Annotated in this window: 16 protein-coding genes; all 16 read right to left on the bottom strand. The window is 68.4% G+C overall.

From position 1 onward, the window contains the following. Positions 1 to 2 precede the first annotated feature (2 nt). The 16 genes from LTL01_RS00720 to dnaB all read right to left on the bottom strand — a co-directional run bounded on the left by LTL01_RS00720 (position 3) and on the right by dnaB (position 13,736). On the bottom strand, positions 3 to 944 hold the full coding sequence (locus LTL01_RS00720; protein WP_045246896.1) for a cytochrome c oxidase assembly protein: 942 nt from the start codon (positions 942 to 944) through the stop codon (positions 3 to 5). Continuing rightward, a complete protein-coding gene (gene resB / locus LTL01_RS00715; protein ID WP_236966996.1) occupies positions 941 to 2,629 on the bottom strand; it encodes a cytochrome c biogenesis protein ResB in 1,689 nt (562 codons plus the stop codon). Before resB ends, LTL01_RS00720 begins: the two co-directional genes overlap by 4 nt. After that, positions 2,610 to 3,377 carry a cytochrome c biogenesis CcdA family protein gene (locus LTL01_RS00710; protein WP_045246898.1) on the bottom strand — a complete coding sequence of 256 codons (768 nt, stop codon included), beginning with the start codon at positions 3,375 to 3,377 and terminating at the stop codon, positions 2,610 to 2,612. Before LTL01_RS00710 ends, resB begins: the two co-directional genes overlap by 20 nt. Beyond that, positions 3,374 to 3,973: a TlpA family protein disulfide reductase gene (locus LTL01_RS00705; protein ID WP_135012743.1), complete on the bottom strand. Its 600-nt coding sequence runs from the start codon at positions 3,971 to 3,973 to the stop codon at positions 3,374 to 3,376. The genes LTL01_RS00710 and LTL01_RS00705 overlap by 4 nt, the downstream gene beginning before the upstream one ends. Continuing rightward, entirely contained in the window at positions 3,970 to 4,305 is a 336-nt protein-coding gene (locus LTL01_RS00700; RefSeq protein ID WP_045246900.1) for a DUF6804 family protein, read from the bottom strand. Before LTL01_RS00700 ends, LTL01_RS00705 begins: the two co-directional genes overlap by 4 nt. After that, positions 4,302 to 4,835 (bottom strand): signal peptidase II, encoded by a 534-nt coding sequence (locus LTL01_RS00695; RefSeq protein ID WP_045246901.1) that lies wholly within the window; start codon positions 4,833 to 4,835, stop codon positions 4,302 to 4,304. The genes LTL01_RS00700 and LTL01_RS00695 overlap by 4 nt, the downstream gene beginning before the upstream one ends. A 77-nt stretch (positions 4,836 to 4,912) precedes the next feature. Next, positions 4,913 to 5,188, bottom strand: a complete 276-nt coding sequence (locus LTL01_RS00690; RefSeq protein ID WP_236966995.1) for a TFIIB-type zinc ribbon-containing protein — start codon at positions 5,186 to 5,188, stop codon at positions 4,913 to 4,915. After that, on the bottom strand, positions 5,185 to 5,901 hold the full coding sequence (locus LTL01_RS00685) for a copper resistance CopC family protein (protein WP_048809232.1): 717 nt from the start codon (positions 5,899 to 5,901) through the stop codon (positions 5,185 to 5,187). The genes LTL01_RS00690 and LTL01_RS00685 overlap by 4 nt, the downstream gene beginning before the upstream one ends. A 13-nt stretch (positions 5,902 to 5,914) precedes the next feature. Further along, positions 5,915 to 6,922, bottom strand: coding sequence for an NAD(P)-binding domain-containing protein (locus LTL01_RS00680; protein ID WP_231902747.1), 1,008 nt, complete (start codon positions 6,920 to 6,922; stop codon positions 5,915 to 5,917). Positions 6,923 to 6,933: 11 nt separating this feature from the next. Then, positions 6,934 to 7,602 carry a DsbA family protein gene (locus LTL01_RS00675; protein WP_045246904.1) on the bottom strand — a complete coding sequence of 223 codons (669 nt, stop codon included), beginning with the start codon at positions 7,600 to 7,602 and terminating at the stop codon, positions 6,934 to 6,936. A gap of 91 nt (positions 7,603 to 7,693) precedes the next feature. Next, positions 7,694 to 8,146, bottom strand: a complete 453-nt coding sequence (locus LTL01_RS00670; protein WP_045246905.1) for a hypothetical protein — start codon at positions 8,144 to 8,146, stop codon at positions 7,694 to 7,696. Positions 8,147 to 8,361: 215 nt separating this feature from the next. Beyond that, complete coding sequence (locus tag LTL01_RS00665; protein WP_048809234.1) at positions 8,362 to 10,467, bottom strand: heavy metal translocating P-type ATPase; 2,106 nt, start codon at positions 10,465 to 10,467, stop codon at positions 8,362 to 8,364. Continuing rightward, entirely contained in the window at positions 10,464 to 10,808 is a 345-nt protein-coding gene (locus LTL01_RS00660) for a hypothetical protein (RefSeq protein WP_048809235.1), read from the bottom strand. The genes LTL01_RS00665 and LTL01_RS00660 overlap by 4 nt, the downstream gene beginning before the upstream one ends. Continuing rightward, complete coding sequence (cmtR, locus tag LTL01_RS00655; RefSeq protein ID WP_067165134.1) at positions 10,805 to 11,140, bottom strand: Cd(II)/Pb(II)-sensing metalloregulatory transcriptional regulator CmtR; 336 nt, start codon at positions 11,138 to 11,140, stop codon at positions 10,805 to 10,807. The genes LTL01_RS00660 and cmtR overlap by 4 nt, the downstream gene beginning before the upstream one ends. A gap of 7 nt (positions 11,141 to 11,147) precedes the next feature. Next, complete coding sequence (locus LTL01_RS00650) at positions 11,148 to 12,092, bottom strand: bile acid:sodium symporter (protein ID WP_431779296.1); 945 nt, start codon at positions 12,090 to 12,092, stop codon at positions 11,148 to 11,150. Between the two features lie 270 nt (positions 12,093 to 12,362). Further along, complete coding sequence (dnaB, locus tag LTL01_RS00645) at positions 12,363 to 13,736, bottom strand: replicative DNA helicase (RefSeq protein ID WP_236966994.1); 1,374 nt, start codon at positions 13,734 to 13,736, stop codon at positions 12,363 to 12,365. Between the last annotated feature and the right edge of the window lie 485 nt (positions 13,737 to 14,221).

Below are 14,221 nucleotides of genomic sequence, written 5' to 3'. Positions count from 1 at the left end.
GGTCAGGTGTCTTTCTGGTGGAGTCGGGTGAGGTAGTCGTTGTACGCGTCGAGCTCAGGGTCGCCGTGTGCGTCGGCGCGACGGTCGGCGGCGACCGCTTGGGCGGTGTCGTCGCGGAACCAGCGGTGCATGACGTAGATGAGCATCAGCAAGGTGGGGGCCTCGCCGTAGGACCAGGCCAGCCCGCCGGCGAGGCGCTGGTCTTCGATCGGGTCGATGCCCAGCGCGCTCGTCGGGCCGGCGAACCCGTCGATGAGGGTAGTGGTGGCCATCATCAGGAAGACGCCGAAGAAGGCGTGCAGGGCGGCCTCGGCGAACACGTCCAGGGCGCGGCCGCCGTGGCTCATCCGCACCGGCAGCGGGTCCGACGACAGGATCGGGATGGTGAACAGCATCCCGGCGACCAGGAACCCGACCTCGAGGAGGGTATGGCCGGTGACGGTGGACAGGATCGGATCGGCGAAGTTCGCCAGGTACAGACCGTAAAACGCGGCCAGGTATAGCGGCACCGCCAGCCACGGGCTGAGCAGCCACCGTGCGGTGCGACTGCGTAGCCCGGCGTGCGCGGCGCGGAGCACCAGGAGACCTGGGCCGTGGTGCGGGGTGGCGCGCAGCAGCAGGGTGCCGGGAGAGCCGAGGACCAGCAGCGGCGGGATCGCCATCATCAGGGTGAGCTGCTGGAACATGAACACCGAGAACAGGGCGTACCCGAAGTTCTCCACCGCCAGGCCGGTGACCGCGGCGAGGGCGACGCAGCCGAGCAGGAAGCTGACCGTCCGCCACACCGGCCAGCCGCGGCCGCGGACCCACATCCGGATCGCACCGGCCAGGTAGGCGACCGCGAGGAGTCCCGCGAGGAGCGGTAGCACCGGAGCCGGAAGCGGGGCCGGGGTGAGGAACCCGCCGAGGGTCGGCGGGGCGTCCGGGATCCACACGGTCGTCACGGTGTGTCCTTCGCAGGCTGGTCTACGCCGAGGGCGTGCGCGTGGCGGGTCGCGAACTCGTCGACGGCGCGCGCCAAAGCGGGGTCTTCGCCGCGGGCCAGTCCCGCGTACTCGACGTGCACACCATCCGGGGTGGTGCGGGCTTTCACCCAGAGCCGGCGGCGGGGCACGAACAGGCCGGCGAACAGGCCGAGGGTGGCGAGCACGGAGAACGCGAGCACCCAGCCGCTGCTGGGGTCGCGTTGGATCTGCAGCGACGCGAACCGCTTCACCGGCTCCTCCGCCGTGACCTCCTCCCAGGTGATCGTGCCCCACCCGTTCGGCAGGTCGACGGTGGCGCCGGGGGTGAGCTCAAGGGAGTCGGCGGCGGTGTCGCCGCCGGTGTGCTGGGTGAGCCCGTCGACCTCGAGCGTGTACACCGACCTCGGGGTGCCGTCGTCGATGCCGAGATCCCCGCTGAACACGTTGAGGGTGATCACCGGGTTGACCACGTCCGGGTAGACGGAGGTGAACGCGCCGGAGGGCAACACCCCCTGGGTGGGGTAGAAGAACCCGACCAGTCCGACCTGCTCAGGCAGCCCGTCCGGGACCTTGATGATTCCCAGCGAGGTCATGTTGGAGTCCTGCGGCAGGAACGGCTGCGATTCGCTGTACACGACCTCGCCTGCGGCGTCGCGGATCGTGAGGGTGGGGGCGTAGCCGTTTCCGAGCAGGTAGATCCGGTCGCCTTCGACGGTGATCGGATAGTTCACGATCACGCTCTGCGCCCGGTCGTCCTGCCCGGGCTGGCGAATGGTGACGTCGGCGGAGAAGTCGCCCGCCTGGCCTGCGCCAGGGGTGCCGGGCAGCCGGTAAGAGACCTGGAAGTCATCGAGGGTGAGCGAGTAGGGGGCAAGCCCGGTGCCGTCGACGAACCGGCCGGGGTCGAACGAGGAATAGTCGCTGAGCGCGTTCACAAACGTGGTGCCCTCCACCACCACCCGCTGCCCGGTATACGCGAACGACCCGCCGATCGCGACCGAGACCAGCACGCCGACGAGGGCGACGTGGAAGATCAGGTTGCCGGTCTCGCGCAGGTAGCCGCGCTCGGCCGACACCGACGCGGCTCCGCGGGCGTCGTATCGCTCCACCCGGTATCCGGCCTTGCGCAGCTGCTCTGCCGCGACGTCGATCGCGTGCGCGGCCGGGTCGGTCCTCCCTTCCTCTCTCGGCAAGGTCAGTTCCCGGTACTCCGAGAGCCGCGACAGCCGGGCCGGGGTGCGCGGGGGGCGGGAGCGGAGCGCCTTGTAGTGGTGCTTGGCGCGCGGGATCACGCAGCCGATCAGGGAGGTGAACAGCAGCAGATAGATCGCGGAGAACCACGGCGACAGGTACACGTCGAACAGGCCGACCGCATCGGCGAGGGGGAACACGTCGGGGTTGTCCCGCTCCCACTGGATGACACCGTTGGGGTCGGCGCTGCGCTGCGGGAACAGGGACCCGGGGACGGCGGCGATCGCGAGGAACAGCAGCAGGACCAATGCGGTGCGCATGCTGGTCAGCTGCCGCCATGCCCACCGCAACCACCCGGTGATGCCCAGCGCCGGCTGGGTGATCTCCGTCGCGGATTCGCTGTCGGCGTGGTCGCCGGGGCGTAGCGGGTCGGCGGTGACGTCGGTGCCGGTGTCAGAGCGGGAGGGGGACATTGATCACCACCTGTTGCAGCTGCGACATCAGCGCCGTCCACAGCCCGGTCACCATCAGCAGGCCGAGGGCGATGAGCATGGCCCCGCCGATGATGTTCAGGGCGCGGATGTGGCGGCGCAGGAACGTCACCGATCGGGACGCCCACCCCCATCCGGCCGCGAGGATCAGGAACGGGATGCCCAGGCCCAGCGAGTACGCGAGCCCGAGCAGGCCCGCGCGGGCGGGGTCACCGAGGTTCCACGACATAGAGATGATCGCTGCGAGCGTCGGGCCGATACAGGGGGTCCAGCCGACGCCGAGCGCGAACCCGAGAAGCGGCGCCCCGATCAGCCCGGTCCTACCCTGGGCGCGAGGGCGGAGGGTGCGCTGGGCAATGCCGAAGAAGCCGAGGAACACCAGGCCCAGGGCGATGATGACGACCCCGAAGACGCGAGTGAGCACATTGGCGTATTGCAGCAGCAGGTACCCGAAGGTGCCGCCGAGGATCGTGACGGCGACGAACACCACGGTGAACCCGGCGATGAACAATGTCACGCCCAGCAGCAGCCGCGCGCGCTCCGCCGTCACCGTGCGCCCCCCGTCCAGCGTGGGGGCCGCGGTCGTCGTGGTGGTGCTGCCGAGGTAGCCGAGGTAGCCAGGCACCAGCGGCAGCACGCACGGGGACACGAACGACACCAGCCCGGCGAGGATCGCGACCGGGATCGCGACCCACAGGGCGCCGTCGACGATCACCGCTCCCGGATTCATGAGGTGTCCTCGGCGAGGGTGTCGGCGACCAGGGTGGACAGGATCGACGCGCTGGCCAACTGCCCGATGATCCGCGCCGCGACCCGCCCCTCCTGGTCGATGACCAAGGTGGTGGGGGTGGCCTGGATCGGAGTGACCTGCGCGAACGCGAGCTTGACCCGCCCGTCGTTCACGTCGATCACGCTCGGGTAGGTGACGTTGTTGTCTCTCGCGAACGACAATGCGGTGGCTGGCTGGTCGTAGGTGTTCACCCCGAGGAACGCCACACCCTGGTCCTGATACTCCTGCCAGACCTCCTCGAGCATCGGGGCTTCGACGATGCACGGCCCGCACGCGGCGTACCAGAAGTTCACCACCAGCACCCCGCCCCGGTAGTCGTCACTGGACACCGTCTCCCCGGTCTCGGTGACGCCCTCGAACACCACCGGCTCCCCGCGGTCGGCATCCGGGATCTCGACGATCTGGAAGTCACCGGCGATGTAGCCCTTCTCGTTCCCGTCCCGGTACTGCTGCGCGAGCGAGTCGCTGGACGTGCACCCGGCCAGCAGCAGCGCCGCGACCAGCGTCACGGCGGCAAGGACGCGGCGGCGGATCATGCGCGCTTGACCTTGATCAGGGCGCCGGCGACCAGAAACACGACTGCCGCGACCGGCTGCGCCGCAGTCCACACCGGGCCGGTGAACGGGAACGGGAACACCGGGTTCCAAATCACGGCGATCACGACGAACACAGGCAACCACCACCACTGCCGCGCCTGGATCGCGAACCACCCCACGATGACCGCGAAGATCGCGGCGACGAACAGCACAACGGTGAACCAGTCCCCGCCCATCAGTACCGGCGCGAGGAACAACACCGCCGCCGCGAGCAGCCCCGGCGCGAACGCGTTGCGCTGGTATACGGACGAGGTCCGCTGCTTCGCCATCATGACCCGCTCACCACGGAGCCCGTCGCAGGCGCCGCGCTGTCCGCGCTGACGCGGGAGCGGCGGTGTCGGGTCCACAGGCTCAGGCCGAGGACGATGACGCCGGCACCGAGGGCGACGTCGGCGAGGTTGCCGATGAACAGGTTCCCGTAGGCGAGGAAGTCGGTGACGTGCCCGACCCCGAACCCAGGGGGGGAGAACAGCCGGTCGATCAGGTTCCCGATCGCGCCCCCGAGGATCAGGCCGATCCCCATCGCCCACCATCCGGTCCGCGCCCGCGCGGCGGCGACGACCAGCAGCACCACGGCACCGACCCCGAGGAGAGTGAGCAGCCCGGTGACCCCGGCTCCGAGGGAGAGGATCGCGCCGGGGTTGAACGCGAGCTGCAGCCCAAGCAGATCCCCCAGCAGCGGGATCCGCTCCTCCTGACTCAACCCTCCCAGTGCGGCCGCCTTCGTCGCCTGGTCGACCAGGACCACCACAGCGGCGGCCAGGCACGCGACCGCGAACCGCCGGGTCTGCTCACGAACCATCAGCGGCTCCTCCTGCGTTCGCGAGGGCCGCTGATAACCCGGTCATCAGACCGGCTATCAGGAAGAGGTTTTTGGTGTCAGAAGTCGAAGAGGTCACCGAGGAACCCTTCCTTCCGCCGACGCCCGGAGCGACCGTGATGATCCCTGTCGCGGTCAGAACGGTGGTCGCCCTCGCGCGGATAGGGGGCGGTGCTGGTTTGCCGGCCGCCGCCGGCAAGGTCGGCGGCGCGGTCGATGATCTTGTCGAGCTCGCCACGGTCCAGCCAGACGCCCCGGCACTGCGGGCAGTATTCGATCTCGACCCCGGAGCGTTCCGTGATCAGCAGGGCGGTCCCGTCGACCGGACATTTCATGAGGGGTTCTCCTTCTGTTGCTGGTCGTCGGCGGTTCCACCATCCGCGGCGGCCGCGGCCGCGGCTGCTCGGTCGCGGCGACGACGCTCTCTGGCCACCATGAGCACGACCACCAGCGCGCCGCCCAGCACGATTACGCCACTCAGGACCGCAAGGACGGGGAGGAGTTCCCCACCTCCGGATGGCCCGTTGTGAACCTCTCCGGACGTATTGGCGGCAGATGTGGGAGACGGGTCGGGTGTCTGCTCCTCGGTCGCTTCGGGGGTAGGGGCGCTGGTGGGGACGGTGACCGCTTCGACGGTGTACTGGTACTCGTTGCTGATCGGGTGCCCGTCGCTGGACACGACCCGCCACCGCACCGTGTACACGCCCGCCTGACCAGGCGTCACCGCCTGGGTGACCGTGGTCCCGTCGATGACCGGATCCCCCGATGCGATGTTCTGCCCGTCCGGGGCGACCACCTCAATGATCACGGCGCTGAAATCGGTGAGGATCTCGCCGCTGAACGTCAGCGAAATCTCCTCCGGGACCACGCTGACCGTGGATCCGGCTTCCGGGGAGGAGGAGACGATCTCATCGTGCGCGGCTGCGGGCGCCGCGGTGGCGAACAGGAGCCCGGCGGCCAGCAGCAGCGTCGTCAGAGTGGACAGGAGGAGGATGCGTCTCCGTGAGCCGGATCGGTGCGGGTGTTCGTGGTCGGTGACGGTGGTCAAGGCGGTGGTCCTTTCAGGGCCGGTTGATGATGTGCTGGGCGATCGTCGTCGCGTCTTTCCAGACCCCGGCGAGGGTGTCGGAGCCGCGGCCGCCGTACTGCGGCATCCCCGCCACGAACAGCCCGGGCAGGCCGGTCAGGGTGCGCCGCGGCCGGTCGACGCGGGCCGGTTCCGGGAGCCAGTCGTCGCCAGGGGTGTAGCCGGTGGCGAGGATCACCGAGCGGGGGGATGCCTGCGTGCCATCGGCGAAGGTCACCCCGGCGCCGGCCGCGTCCTGCACCGCAGCTGCGATCGTGACCCCGACGCGGCGCAGCTGCTCATAGCTGTCGCCGAAGATCGGCTCGGGGCGACGCTCCCGCGAGAACAGCGGCACCCTCTCCCCCGCCGCGGCGGGATAGCTCATCGCAGGGCGATGCTGCCGCCGGGTTCGCACGGACAGCGTCACGGTGTGCGACGCGGACAGTTCGCGGGCCAGCTGCACACCGCTGTTCCCGCCGCCCACGATGAGCACGTCGCCGACGGGGATCTGCTTCGGGTACAGGTACTCGCTGCTGTGCAGCACCACCCCGGGCATCGTCAGCAGAGACGCCCACTCCGGAATCCGCGGGTGCGCGGCCGCGCCCGTCGCGCAGATCACGTTGCGGGTCTGCACCTCCCCTGCCGTCGTCGACAGCAGCAGAGTCGAGCCGTTCCCGCGATGCTCCACCCCGGTCGCCTGGATGCCCCAGACCGTCTCCACGCCCAGCCCGGCTTCCACGAAGGTGAGGTAGTCCGCCATCTCGTCCACTCGCGGATGCCGGCGCTGGTCACCCAGCAGCCGCCGCGGAGACAGCGCGCTATGCCGGGCGTCGCTGAGAAGCTCCATCGAATGCCACCGTGAGGACCAGGAACGCTGCCCCGTGCTGGCGGCGTCGATCACCACAAACTCGTGCTGCGGCCGCAGCCCTTCCGCGGCCAGAGCCGCGGCAACCGCGAGCCCAGACTGCCCGGCGCCGACGATGATCGCCCGCCGATGCGTCAAACCCGCCCGCATCACCGGCCACCGTTCACCGCAGCCTGGATGGCGTTCTCGAGGTCGTCCCACTCCTGCAGCTCGAGCAGCTCACCGTCGAGGAAGAACGTCGGCGTGCTGCTCACCCCGAGCGCCTGGCCCTCCTCGAAATCCAGCTCCACCCGCTCCGCCGTAGCCGGGTCCGCCACGGCGGCGTCATAGGCGGCCATGTCCAGACCGATCTCCTCCGCGAAGCCACGGAACAGGTCGGCGCGAGACTCCTGCGCCTCACCCCACTCCGCCTGCGTCTCGAACAACCGGACATACATGTCCTCGAACCGGTCCTGCTGCGCGGCCGCTTCCGCCGCGACCGCCGCGTTCTTCGAATTGAAGTGACCGGGCAGCGGGAAGTAGCGGACCACATACGTGATCTCCCCAGCGAACTGCTCCCGCATATCCTCCACGATCGGGAAGAACGCGCCACACGCCTCGCACTCGAAGTCGAGGAACTCCACCAGGGTGACAGCGCCCTCCCCGCCGTCGTCGAGGACATGCGAGCTCTCCCGCACCACCTGCGGGGATGCGTCACCGCCCCCAGATGAAGGTGGAGCGGACTGGCTCTGATTGACAAGGACATAGATCAACGCGGCGATCACCATCACCACCACAACGGCAATGGTGACGAGCGTCGCCTTCACAGGGGTTTTCATCGGGTACTCCAAACCAAGACACGGCACAGGACAGAACCCGGGCACGCAGCCCGGGACGAAGCGCCACCCGGAAAGGGTGGCGTGCCAAATGTCAGGTTCGGGAAAGACCCAACTGCGTCAACGAAAAGACAATCGGGTGAGCACGGGCAGCCGGCGCCGGAAGCAGCGAAGGCATCCGTGGCCCGTCACCGAGAACCGGAGGCATCCGCCGACGCCACAACCCCCGCAGCACCACCATGAACGTCAGCCCGCACAACACGCCCAACATGCACAGCGCAGCGCCCACCAACGCGTTCGGCCCAGAAACGACGCCACCGGCGACCGCCTCATGCTCGACTGGGGCGTCTGCCACGGGCTCGACGTGGGGGTCCATGAACCCAGAAATCACCAGCGGAACAGGAGTCGAACCGTCCGCCTCTGTGTGACCCGTCGCTGCCAGACCCAACATCAGCAGCAGCGCCAAACCGACGCTGGTAATGAGCCTCATTATCAACAATTGCTCATTCAGCGTCGTGGAGCGCGGAGTCCGGGCCGAAGAGACCATCGCCCACAGCCTACCGTGCGCACCTAAACCCATTCGGAGCCCGGTTCACCCGAGCACGGGAGCGCCGGCAGCGCCGGCCGGGTCCGGCGCGGCTAGCCGGTCAACCAGGACGATGACGACGGCAACGGTGGCGAAGGTGGCTTTGATGGGGGTCTTCACAAGGGCCGGTTCCAAGTCGGGCGGTGTTCTGCCACCGCGGGGCGAGGGGTCGGTGGTCAGGCGTGGGCGGGTTCGGGCTGGCGAGCGGGCACCGTGGCGAGTTGCCGTAGCGCAGCGGGGCGACGGGCGGCGCGGACGCCATTGAGGATGACGACGACCTCGGCGATCTCATGCACCAGCACGACGCCGGCGAGCCCGAGGATGCCGAACAGGGCGAGCGGGAACAGCGCGACGATGATCGCCAGAGCCAGACCGATGTTGGCGGTCATGATGCGTCGGCCGCGGCGGGCGTGGGCGAGGGCGCCGGGGATGAGGCGGAGGTCGTGGCCGATGAAGGCGACGTCGGCGGACTCGATCGCCGCCGCGGAGCCTTTCACACCCATCGCGATCCCGACCGTCGCCGTCGCCAGTGCCGGGGCGTCGTTGATGCCGTCGCCGACCATCGCGGTCGGTTGCTGCGTGACGAGCGCCTCAATCGCGGCGGCCTTGTCGGCGGGCAGCTGCTCGGCGCGAACGTCGGTTACGCCCGCCTCGGCGGCGATGGCGTGGGCGGTGCGGGTGTTGTCGCCGGTGAGCATGATGGTCTCAATGCCCTGCGACTGCAGCATCCGGACCGTCTCGGCCGACTCCGGGCGCAGCTCGTCCCGCACGCCGATCAGGCCGGCGATCTGCCCGTCCGCCTCGACCACGACGACGGTCATGCCCTGCGCGGCAATCGCCTCCGCGTTCAACTGCTGGCCGGCGGGATGGAGCCAGCGGACATTGCCGACCCGGATCGCCCGGCCGTCGACGGTCCCGGTGATGCCATGCCCGGCCTCCTCGACCACCTCCGTTGCGGGGCTGGCGACGGGTGCGGCCGCGATGATGGCCGCGGCGAGGGGGTGGGTGCTGGTGGCCTCCACGGCGGCGGCCCAGGCGAGCAGGTCGTCGCGGGTGATACCGGGTGCGGGCTGGACGTCGACGACGGTGGGCTCGTTGCGGGTGAGGGTGCCGGTCTTGTCGAGGGCGACGGCGCGGATCGTGCCGAGCTGCTCGAACGCTTCACCTGACTTGATGACGACGCCGAACTTTGACGCCGCTCCGATCGCGCTGATCACCGTCACGGGCACCGCGATGGCCAGCGCGCACGGGGATGCCGCAACCAGGACGACGAGGGCGCGTTCGATCCAGGTCCACGGGTCGCCGACCAGCAGCCCGAACAGGGCGACCACGGCAGCGGCGATCAGGACGACGGGAACGAGCGGCTTCGCGATCCGGTCGGCGAGGCGTGCCCGGTTGCCCTTGCGGGCGTGGGCCTGCTCCACGAGGGCGACGATCTGGGTGAGGGAGTTGTCGCGGCCGTCCGCAGTTGCCTCGATCCGCAACGTCGCCGCCCCGTTGACCGAACCGGCGGCGACCGGATCGCCGGGGCCGACCTCGACCGGGATCGACTCGCCCGTGATCGCCGACGTGTCCAGGCTCGACCTACCCTCCACGACCACGCCGTCTGTGGCGATGCGATCGCCGGCACCGATGACGAGGATGTCCAGCTCACGCACGTCCGCGGCGGGGATCGTGACGTCGCTGGTTAGGCGGGAGACGCGGACAGTGTCGGGGATGAGGGACAGAAGGGCGCGCAAGCCTTCCTTGGCGCGGTCCATCGCCCGGTCTTCAAGCGCCTCGGCCAGGGAGAACAGGAACGCCAGGGTCGCGGCCTCGCCAACGTGGCCGAGCAGGACCGCGCCGATCGCGGCGATGGTCATCAGCAGCCCGACCCCGAGGCGACCGCGGATGAGGCGGCGGATCGCGCCGGGGACGAAGGTGTAGGCGCCGGCGAGCAGCGCCGCCCACTGCAGCACCAGCGCCGGGATGTGCAGACCAGTCCACTCGAACGTGTATCCGGCGAGGAGGAACAGCCCGGACAGCGCGGAGGGAAGCAACGCGAAGTCGCGCCACCAGGGCGGGCGGACCTCCGGCTCCTCGTCCGCCTCGGTGGGGGTGGTGGCGAGGTCGGGGCCGCAGCAGGCATCGCCCGCATCGTGCACCGCGCTTGGCGCCGCGGTCTTGGAGGAGGGTTCCGCGGCGCAGCAGGCGTCACCGGTCGAGAGCGGCCGGGACAGTTCGATGCGCCGGACCGTACCGGGCTTGCGCGGCTCGTTGGGGCCGCAACACTCTTCGCTCACTGCACGCTCTCCTTCGTTGCGGGGGCGGGCGTCTGCTCTAGGAACGTGAGCGCGGCCAGTGCGTCATCGGTGCCGGTAACGGAAAGGCGCAGGTCGGGGTGGGTCGTGTCGATCGCCCAAGTCGCGAACGCGCAGCAGGACTGCTCGGTGCGGACCAGCTCCGTCAGCCGGGCGGTCGCGTCGTCGATCTTTGGGTAGTGGACGGTGATCTGGGCGGCCGTCCTGTCGATGTCGAGGAGGTAGTCGTCGTTGAATTCCTGCCACGCGGCTAGCTGTGCAGCACCAGCGCCGGGCGTCAGCGTGCAGGCCACCGGCAGCAGGTCACGGTCGATGAGGCTCATGCGCAGCACTCGCACTGATCGTCCATGCACGGGGCGCCCTCGTCGACGGCGACGACCGCCTCGAGCAGCTGTCGCAACCCCTGGGTCAGATGCGGGTCGGCGATCTCATACCGGGTGCGCCGACCTTCCGGTGTGGCGACGATCAACCCGCAGCCCCGCAGGCACGTCAGATGATTCGAGACGTTCGTGCGGGTCAGCTCGAGATCTCGTGCCAGCTCAGCCGGGTAGCCGGGAGCGTCCAGCAGTGTGAGGAGGATCCGGGAACGGGTCGGGTCGGCCATCGCCCGACCCAGCCGGTTCATCACATCGAGGCGAGAAGTAAGAGTCAGCACAGGCTGACTATACATTCTCCGCTGTACTAATGCGAGGGCGGATGAGTCGCGGTACCCCGGCGACCATGACCACCATTGCGACGAGCTCCACCAAGGTCTGAGTCACTACAACCAACGGCGTCAGAGCGAAAGATGCCGGCAGCGCGAGAGCGAGCGGGAGCACGACCAGCGAGTTGCGGGTGACCCCGCTGAACGTGGCCGCCCGGCGGCTGGGAACATCCAAGCGTGCCGCGCTCCCGAGGAGCGCACCGAGTGGTGCCACGATTAGGACGAACACGACGAACACGGGAACCGCGATTAGCAGCTGGCCGAGAGCGCTGCTCACGCCGAAGACCTGCGAGCCGATCACCACGGCGAGAGTCAGCATCATCAGCGGCACCATTGCCGCCAGCACCACGCCCTCGATCGCGCGGCCGGCACGGAACCGTTTCGCCAGCAGCTGCGTGGCGGCGGCGAGAACGAGCGGCAGCACGATCAACAACAGAAATGCCTCCACGAACGGATGCGGGTCGAACGCACCCACCACCTCGGCGCCGGCCATCAGCCACAGGTACACCGGCAGCAACACGATCTGCAGAAGCATCAGCAGGGGCGTGGCAGCAAGCAGCCGCGCACGTGCACCGCCAGCCAGGCCAGTGAACACAATCACGTAATCCACACACGGCGTCAGCAGCACGAACAACACCCCAACGAGCACCGCCTGATCAGCCGCCACGGCGCGACTCAACCCGAACACGACCACCGGCACGACGACGAAGTTCAGGACGAGCACGACGCCCAGGAACCGCCAATCCGTGAAGGCCCGGCCGATCGCCGTGAACGGCACCCCCAGGAACGTCGCGTACAGCAACAACCCGAGCACGGGATTGATCGCCGACTCGAGCGGATCCGCCACCGCCGGCACGAGTAGACCGACCACCGCACCCACGGCGATCGCTGCGAGGTAGAGCACTACCTGATGCCGCTCCCACCACTCCACAGCTGTGCACACGAGCACAAGCCTGTCGAATGTAGCCGGTTCGCCCCTAATCGAGTGAGCGAGTAACCCTTCACCCCCAGCCAATGGCAGGACTGCTAGGTGCATGCCAACTACCCGCGGAATCTGTCATTTCGGATAGGAACCGACACGGCACTTACACGCATCGTTCTCACCAATCTTTCGGATCCGCCACTTGTCCGCCACTTCATCTAAGAATCCGCCATCTTCGCCGAGAACCTACAATCAGCCGAAGTCGCCGACGGCCATGTCGGTGAAGCGCGAGAAGTGGCCCTGGAAAGCGACGGTAACCGTGTCGGTCGGACCGTTTCGGTGCTTCGCGACGATCAGGTCGGCCTCGCCCGCGCGAGGGCTGTCCTTCTCGTAGGCCGCCTCACGGTGCAGCAGGATCACCATGTCGGCATCCTGCTCGATGGAACCCGATTCACGCAGGTCGCTGATGGCGGGCTTCTTGTCGGCGCGCTGCTCGGGACCACGGTTCAGCTGCGACAGCGCAATCACCGGCACCTGCAGTTCCTTCGCGAGGAGCTTCAGCGCACGCGAGAATTCCGAGACCTCTTGCTGACGCGACTCGACGCGCTTGCCGCTCGTCATGAGCTGGAGGTAGTCGATCACGACCATCTTGAGACCGACGCGCTGTTTAAGCCGCCGGCACTTCGCCCGGATCTCGACGAGCGTCATGTTGGGGCTGTCGTCGATGTACAGCGGGGCGTCGTTGATCTTGCCGCGGACGGAGGCGATCGTCGTCCAGTCTCGGGAGTCGAGCGTGCCCTTGCGCATGTTCTGCAGCGGGACGGCCGCTTCGGCGCTCATGAGGCGCATGGCGATCTCGCTGCGACCCATTTCGAGCGAGAAGAAGATCGTCGGCTGGTTGGCCTTGATCGCCGCCGCGCGGGCGAAGTCGAGCGCGAGGGTCGACTTACCCATTGCGGGACGTGCGGCCACGACGATCATCTGGCCGCCGTGGAGGCCGTTGGTGAGGGCATCGAGTCCCGAGAACCCGGTCGGGATGCCGGTCATCTGGCCGTCCCGACCGCGAGCGGCCTCGATGTCTTCGACCGCCGCATCGACGGCGACGTTCAGCGGGACGTAGTCTTCGACCGCCTCGGCGCCGGTGACGGAGTAGATCTCGGCCTGCGCGGTGTTGACCAGGTCGAGCGCCTCGCCTTGCCCGGCGTACCCCATCTGCACGATGCGGGTGCCCGCCTCGACCAGGCGGCGGAGGAGCGCGCGCTCGGAGACGATCGACGCGTAGTAGCCGGCGTTCGCCGCGGTCGGGACGATCGAGGTGAGGGTGTGGAGGTAATCCGCTCCCCCGGCACGCTGCAGCTCGCCGGCCTTGATCAGTTCGTCCGTGACGGCGACGACATCCGTCGGCTCGCCGTGCGAATAGAGCGTGAGGATCGCCTCGAAGATGACCTCGTGCTTGGGGATGTAGAAATCGGTGCCGCGGAGCGACTCGATGACGTCGGCGACGGCATCCTTCGACAGCATCATGCCGCCGAGCGCGCTCTGCTCCGCGACGAGGTCGTGAGGAGGCGTGCGCTCGTACTCTCGGGGTCCGCCCAGTCGCTCTTCCGAGATGTCTGCGATCGACATGTGCGCTGTCGTCCTCCTCGAAAAGGGATGCGGATGGTGGAGCGGAGACCGTGTGTTCGCGGGGCCCGCGAAAGCGAGCAGGCCATCGGGACGGCGTGCCTCGATGGCCGAACCCCACGGTATGAAGGGGGTCCGACATGCGCAAACACCCCTGTGGATAACTGTGTGGAGAACATGCGGGAAACGCCGTCACGCCTGTGAACAACACCTGTGGACAAAACCCGTGGATATCTCCGAGTTGCGACCACAGCCCCCGTCTGATCTGGGCTTTTCTCTTTCACAGCCTGTGGAGAAACTCCGGGTTGAAGCAGGCGTTGAAGGTTTGATGTGCTGTGTGGACCTGTGTACAAATCGACACGCCCGACACACGCCTCGAGTTGCATTCACGGGCATGGAGACCCGCGGCCGGACACCCGCGCAGCGGCCCCTTCCATTCCACTTTTCAGAGGAAAGGGATAGACAACGCACACCGCCGCGGGTAACGT

Origin of the sequence: Microbacterium aurantiacum (assembly GCF_021654035.1) — a bacterium.
Classification (GTDB): domain Bacteria; phylum Actinomycetota; class Actinomycetes; order Actinomycetales; family Microbacteriaceae; genus Microbacterium; species Microbacterium aurantiacum.
This window is presented reverse-complemented; position numbering and strand designations above follow the sequence as displayed.

Coding starts and splice junctions, on each gene's coding strand:
- resB (WP_236966996.1), bottom strand. CDS start 2,629: ATGTCCCCCTCCCGCTCTGACACCGGCACCGACGTCACCGCCGACCCG.
- LTL01_RS00710 (WP_045246898.1), bottom strand. CDS start 3,377: ATGAATCCGGGAGCGGTGATCGTCGACGGCGCCCTGTGGGTCGCGATC.
- LTL01_RS00705 (WP_135012743.1), bottom strand. CDS start 3,973: ATGATCCGCCGCCGCGTCCTTGCCGCCGTGACGCTGGTCGCGGCGCTG.
- LTL01_RS00700 (WP_045246900.1), bottom strand. CDS start 4,305: ATGATGGCGAAGCAGCGGACCTCGTCCGTATACCAGCGCAACGCGTTC.
- LTL01_RS00695 (WP_045246901.1), bottom strand. CDS start 4,835: ATGGTTCGTGAGCAGACCCGGCGGTTCGCGGTCGCGTGCCTGGCCGCC.
- LTL01_RS00690 (WP_236966995.1), bottom strand. CDS start 5,188: ATGAAATGTCCGGTCGACGGGACCGCCCTGCTGATCACGGAACGCTCC.
- LTL01_RS00675 (WP_045246904.1), bottom strand. CDS start 7,602: ATGAAAACCCCTGTGAAGGCGACGCTCGTCACCATTGCCGTTGTGGTG.
- LTL01_RS00670 (WP_045246905.1), bottom strand. CDS start 8,146: ATGGTCTCTTCGGCCCGGACTCCGCGCTCCACGACGCTGAATGAGCAA.
- LTL01_RS00660 (WP_048809235.1), bottom strand. CDS start 10,808: ATGAGCCTCATCGACCGTGACCTGCTGCCGGTGGCCTGCACGCTGACG.
- dnaB (WP_236966994.1), bottom strand. CDS start 13,736: ATGTCGATCGCAGACATCTCGGAAGAGCGACTGGGCGGACCCCGAGAG.